The organism is Longimicrobium sp. (genome assembly GCF_036554565.1).
Taxonomy (GTDB): domain Bacteria; phylum Gemmatimonadota; class Gemmatimonadetes; order Longimicrobiales; family Longimicrobiaceae; genus Longimicrobium.
The window spans coordinates 1-3,669 of record NZ_DATBNB010000550.1 but is presented as its reverse complement, the minus strand read 5'-3'; the positions used below and the strand labels follow the sequence as shown (position 1 = coordinate 3,669).

Sequence of the window (3,669 nt, the reverse complement as noted above, 5' to 3'; positions counted from 1 at the left end):
CGGTATCTTATGCGCTTACATTACCCGCGCCAGATTCGCGCATCCGCGGCGGCCCCCGGGCACGCTCCTTGACGGCCTTTCGTCCGCGCGGAACCCAACCCGATACGTGAGGGCAGCTTCCTTTCCATCCGGCGATCCCGCCGGCGGGCCCTGCGTGTCAGCAAAAAAGCAAACCAGAACCACCGCATGAGCCTCTCCACCCAGCCGACCGCCGCGGCGCGTCCCGCCGCCGCGTCCCAGCCCGCGGACGGCATCCTCGAAGTGCTTCCCAGCGGCAGCGGCTTCCTGCGCACCGCCGTGCACGGCTACCAGGCCGCCGACGGGGACGTCTTCGTTTCGCAGTCCGTCATCCGGCGCCTGGGTCTGCGCACGGGCGACCGGGTGCAGGGCACCACGGGCACCCCGCCGGGGCGCGGCAAGAGCTCGCCCCTGGACGAGGTGATCACGGTCAACGGGCTGGACCCGGCGCTGGCACGGAGCCGGGTGGATTTCGGCAGCCTGCCGGCTTCGTACCCCGACGAGCGGCTGAAGCTGGAGATCGTGGAAGAGGCGCCGGCCGGCCGCGGCCGCCGCGACTACACCAACCGCATCATCGACCTGATCTCGCCGCTGGGCAAGGGGCAGCGCGCGCTGATCGTGGCTCCCGCCAAGGCGGGCAAGACCACGGTGCTGCAGGCCATCATGCGCGGTGTGCACACCAACTATCCCGACGCGGCGCTGATGGTGCTGCTGGTGGACGAGCGGCCGGAAGAAGTCACCGAAATGCAGATGCTGGGCATCGGCGAGGTGATCGCCAGCTCGTTCGACTGCCCGGCCGAGCGGCACGTCGCCGTCGCCGAGATGGTGCTGGAGCACGCGCGGCGCCTGGTGGAAAGCGGCCGCGACGTGGTGATCGTGCTGGACTCGCTGACGCGCCTGGCGCGCGCCTACAACACCAGCGAGCGGGGCACCGGCCGCATGCTTTCGGGCGGCATCGACAGCGGCGCGCTGGAAAAACCCAAGCGCTTCTTCGGCAGCGCGCGCAAGGTGCGGGGCGGCACCGGGAGCCTGACCATCATCGCCACCGCACTGATCGACACGGGCAGCCGCGGCGACGAGGTGATCTTCGAGGAGTTCAAGGGCACGGGCAACAGCGAAATCGTGCTCGACCGCACGCTGGCCGACAAGCGCATCTACCCGGCCATCGACATCGAGAAGAGCGCCACCCGCCGGGAGGAGATGCTGTTCCCGCCCGAGCACCTGGACAAGATCTTCCAGCTTCGGCGCGCGCTGCACTCGCTGAATCCGGAGGACGCGATCAACCTGCTGACCAAGCAGATGAACGACACGCGCAGCAACGACGAACTCCTCGGCCGCCTGCGCTGAACCGTTGGACGACAAGGAGGGACCGTGTCGCAGATGCTCTATGCCACCTTCGATGGCGAGGTGCTTCGCCCGGAGGGCCCGGTTCCCCTCGCGCCCAACACGCGTGTCCGGGTTGTGATCGAGGAAACGGAGACTGCTCCAGTCGCGCCTGCCTCGTTCCTGGACGTCGCGAAGTCGCTGGACCTGAACGGACCGGCTGATTGGTCCACGAACCTCGACGAGTACCTGTACCGTGGAAAGGATCTCGACCGGGGCTGAGTGGTTCCTGGATACGTCGTTCGCGCTTGCGCTCGCGTCCCGGTCCGATGACGCCCATGTACGGGCGCTCGAGCTCAACGAGCGAATCCGCAGTGAAGACGTTCGGCTGGTGACGACCCGGGCCGTCCTGGTGGAGATCGGGAACGCCCTCTCGCGGGTCCGGCATCGGCCTGCGGCACTGAGCCTTCTCCAGGCGATCGAAGGCGATCCGCGTATCCAGGTCGTGCCGTTCGCGGATGAGCTCTACCACTCCGCGCTCGACCTTTACGCCAGCCGACCGGATAAGGAGTGGGGCCTCACCGACTGTGTTTCGTTCGTCGTGATGCAGCGGTCCGGGGTGACGGAGGCTCTCACGGCCGACCACCACTTTGAGCAGGCCGGGTTCCGAGCATTGTTGCGCTGAGTTGTGTTCAATGAAAGAAGAAGGCGGCGATCCCGGGTTGGGTCGCCGCCTTCTGCTTTTGTGCCGGCGCCGGCTTCTACCCCGGTTTCACGCAGAGGACGCAGGAGAAGACGGAGAGGACGCAGAGAACTTCGATTGTTCTCTGCGTCCGCTCTGTTCCCTCTGCGGCCTCTGCGTGAAACGTTCTTTTCAGTCGTCGGCCGTGATCACGCCGCAGGCGATGCGCGCGCCCGAGTTGCCGCTGGGGTCGGTGACCTGGTCGTCGGCGGTGGCGTGGACCACCAGCGCGGTGCCGCCCGGCTTGCGCAGCGAGTTGGCCGCGCCACCCTCCAGCGTGGCTCCTCGCGCGGTGCCGGTAAGCGAGCCGCGCCGGTTGGCGTCTACCACCAGGTTGGGCAGGTCGCCCGCGTGCGGCCCCTGCGGGTTCTGCAGGCCGTGCTGCTTGCCCGCCGGGTTCAGGTGCCCGCCCGCGCTGGTGAAGTCGGGCCCGTCGCACCGCCCCGCCTGGTGAAGGTGCACGCCGTGCGTTCCCGGCGGCAGCCCGTTGACGCTCAGCGTGACCTGCACGCCGTCCGTCCCCGGGCGCAGCAGCGCCGTGCCCACCGTCGCGCCGTCGGCGCCGCGGACCGTAATGGTGTGCACGTCCGCCGCCATCCCGCCCCCGCCCATCCCGGCGCAGCCTGCCAGGAGCGCGAGGGTGGACAGGGCGAGGGGCGTTCTCACCGCGCCTCCCCGTGCGCGCCCGCCACGACGCCTGCGCTGGCCTGCGCGGCCGGGGCCGCCACCACGGCGCAGGCGATGCGCGCGCCCGAGTTGCCGCTGGGGTCGGTCCGCTGGTCGTCCGCGGCGGCGTGCACCACCAGTGCGGTGCCGTCCGCGTCGAACAGGGGGAGCGTCCCGGGCCGCCAGGCCGCGGCTACCACCGCCTCCAGGTGACCCTCGCGGTTGGAGCCCACCGTCAGGTTCGGAAGGTCGCCCAGGTGAGGCCCGCGCGGGTTGCGCGCGCCGTGCTGGTTGCTGGTGGGGTTCAGGTGCGGCCCCGCCGTGGTGAAGTCCGGCTCGTCGCACCGGCCGACAGCGTGGAGGTGCGTCCCGTGCGTCCCCGCCGCCACGCCCGTGGCGTGCACCATCACGTGTGTGGAATCGCCCCGCTCCGTCAGTGCCACCGTGCCCACCTGCGTGCCGCGCGTATCGTACAGCGGCGCCGTGAAGGTGCGCGGAACCGCGGCGGGCCCCGCCTCCTGGGCCGCCGGCCCGCACGCCCCCAGCACCACCGCCGCCGCGGCCAGCACGTATCCGTTCCTCGTCATCCTCGTCCCCCCATCGGCCAGTTGAAATCCGCGTTTCCGCGCCCTCCGGCGCCGCCGCGCCGGGAAGCAAGGATCGTGCGTCGCGGGCGGCGGGGCCCAGGTGATGCCGGGGTCAACGATCGCGCGGACAAAGAATCTGGCAGAAGCGACTTCTCACCCCGCGGGAGCAGCGATGGATTGGATGGGCGCGTCTCGACTGGATGGGGCGCATGCCGCGGGTGGCCCCTCCCCCGGCAAACTGCGCCGGGAGAGGGGAAACTTCGATCGGGGTTCGATTAACTGCCTCGCATGCTCCGGGAGCCCCCTCCCCCCGGCCCCCGTCCCCCGCTGCGC

General features: G+C 70.3%; 5 protein-coding genes. 3 read left to right on the top strand and 2 right to left on the bottom strand.

All coding sequences use genetic code 11. The annotated features are described in order from the left end of the window. The first annotated feature begins 186 nt into the window (after positions 1 to 186). The 3 genes from rho to VIB55_RS15165 are packed head-to-tail and all read left to right on the top strand — an operon-like array spanning position 187 to position 2,026. A complete protein-coding gene (rho, locus tag VIB55_RS15175) occupies positions 187 to 1,365 on the top strand; it encodes a transcription termination factor Rho (protein ID WP_331877504.1) in 1,179 nt (392 codons plus the stop codon). 24 nt (positions 1,366 to 1,389) lie between these two features. Continuing rightward, a complete protein-coding gene (locus VIB55_RS15170) occupies positions 1,390 to 1,623 on the top strand; it encodes an antitoxin family protein (RefSeq protein ID WP_331877503.1) in 234 nt (77 codons plus the stop codon). Further along, the gene (locus tag VIB55_RS15165) at positions 1,598 to 2,026 is read left to right on the top strand and encodes a type II toxin-antitoxin system VapC family toxin (RefSeq protein ID WP_331877502.1); all 429 of its coding nucleotides are present in this window, start codon (positions 1,598 to 1,600) and stop codon (positions 2,024 to 2,026) included. The genes VIB55_RS15170 and VIB55_RS15165 overlap by 26 nt, the downstream gene beginning before the upstream one ends. A gap of 189 nt (positions 2,027 to 2,215) precedes the next feature. Here VIB55_RS15165 and VIB55_RS15160 read toward each other — a convergent pair whose 3' ends face one another. Next, positions 2,216 to 2,749 carry a superoxide dismutase family protein gene (locus VIB55_RS15160; RefSeq protein WP_331877501.1) on the bottom strand — a complete coding sequence of 178 codons (534 nt, stop codon included), beginning with the start codon at positions 2,747 to 2,749 and terminating at the stop codon, positions 2,216 to 2,218. Next, complete coding sequence (locus tag VIB55_RS15155) at positions 2,746 to 3,336, bottom strand: superoxide dismutase family protein (protein ID WP_331877500.1); 591 nt, start codon at positions 3,334 to 3,336, stop codon at positions 2,746 to 2,748. The genes VIB55_RS15160 and VIB55_RS15155 overlap by 4 nt, the downstream gene beginning before the upstream one ends. Positions 3,337 to 3,669 lie beyond the last annotated feature (333 nt).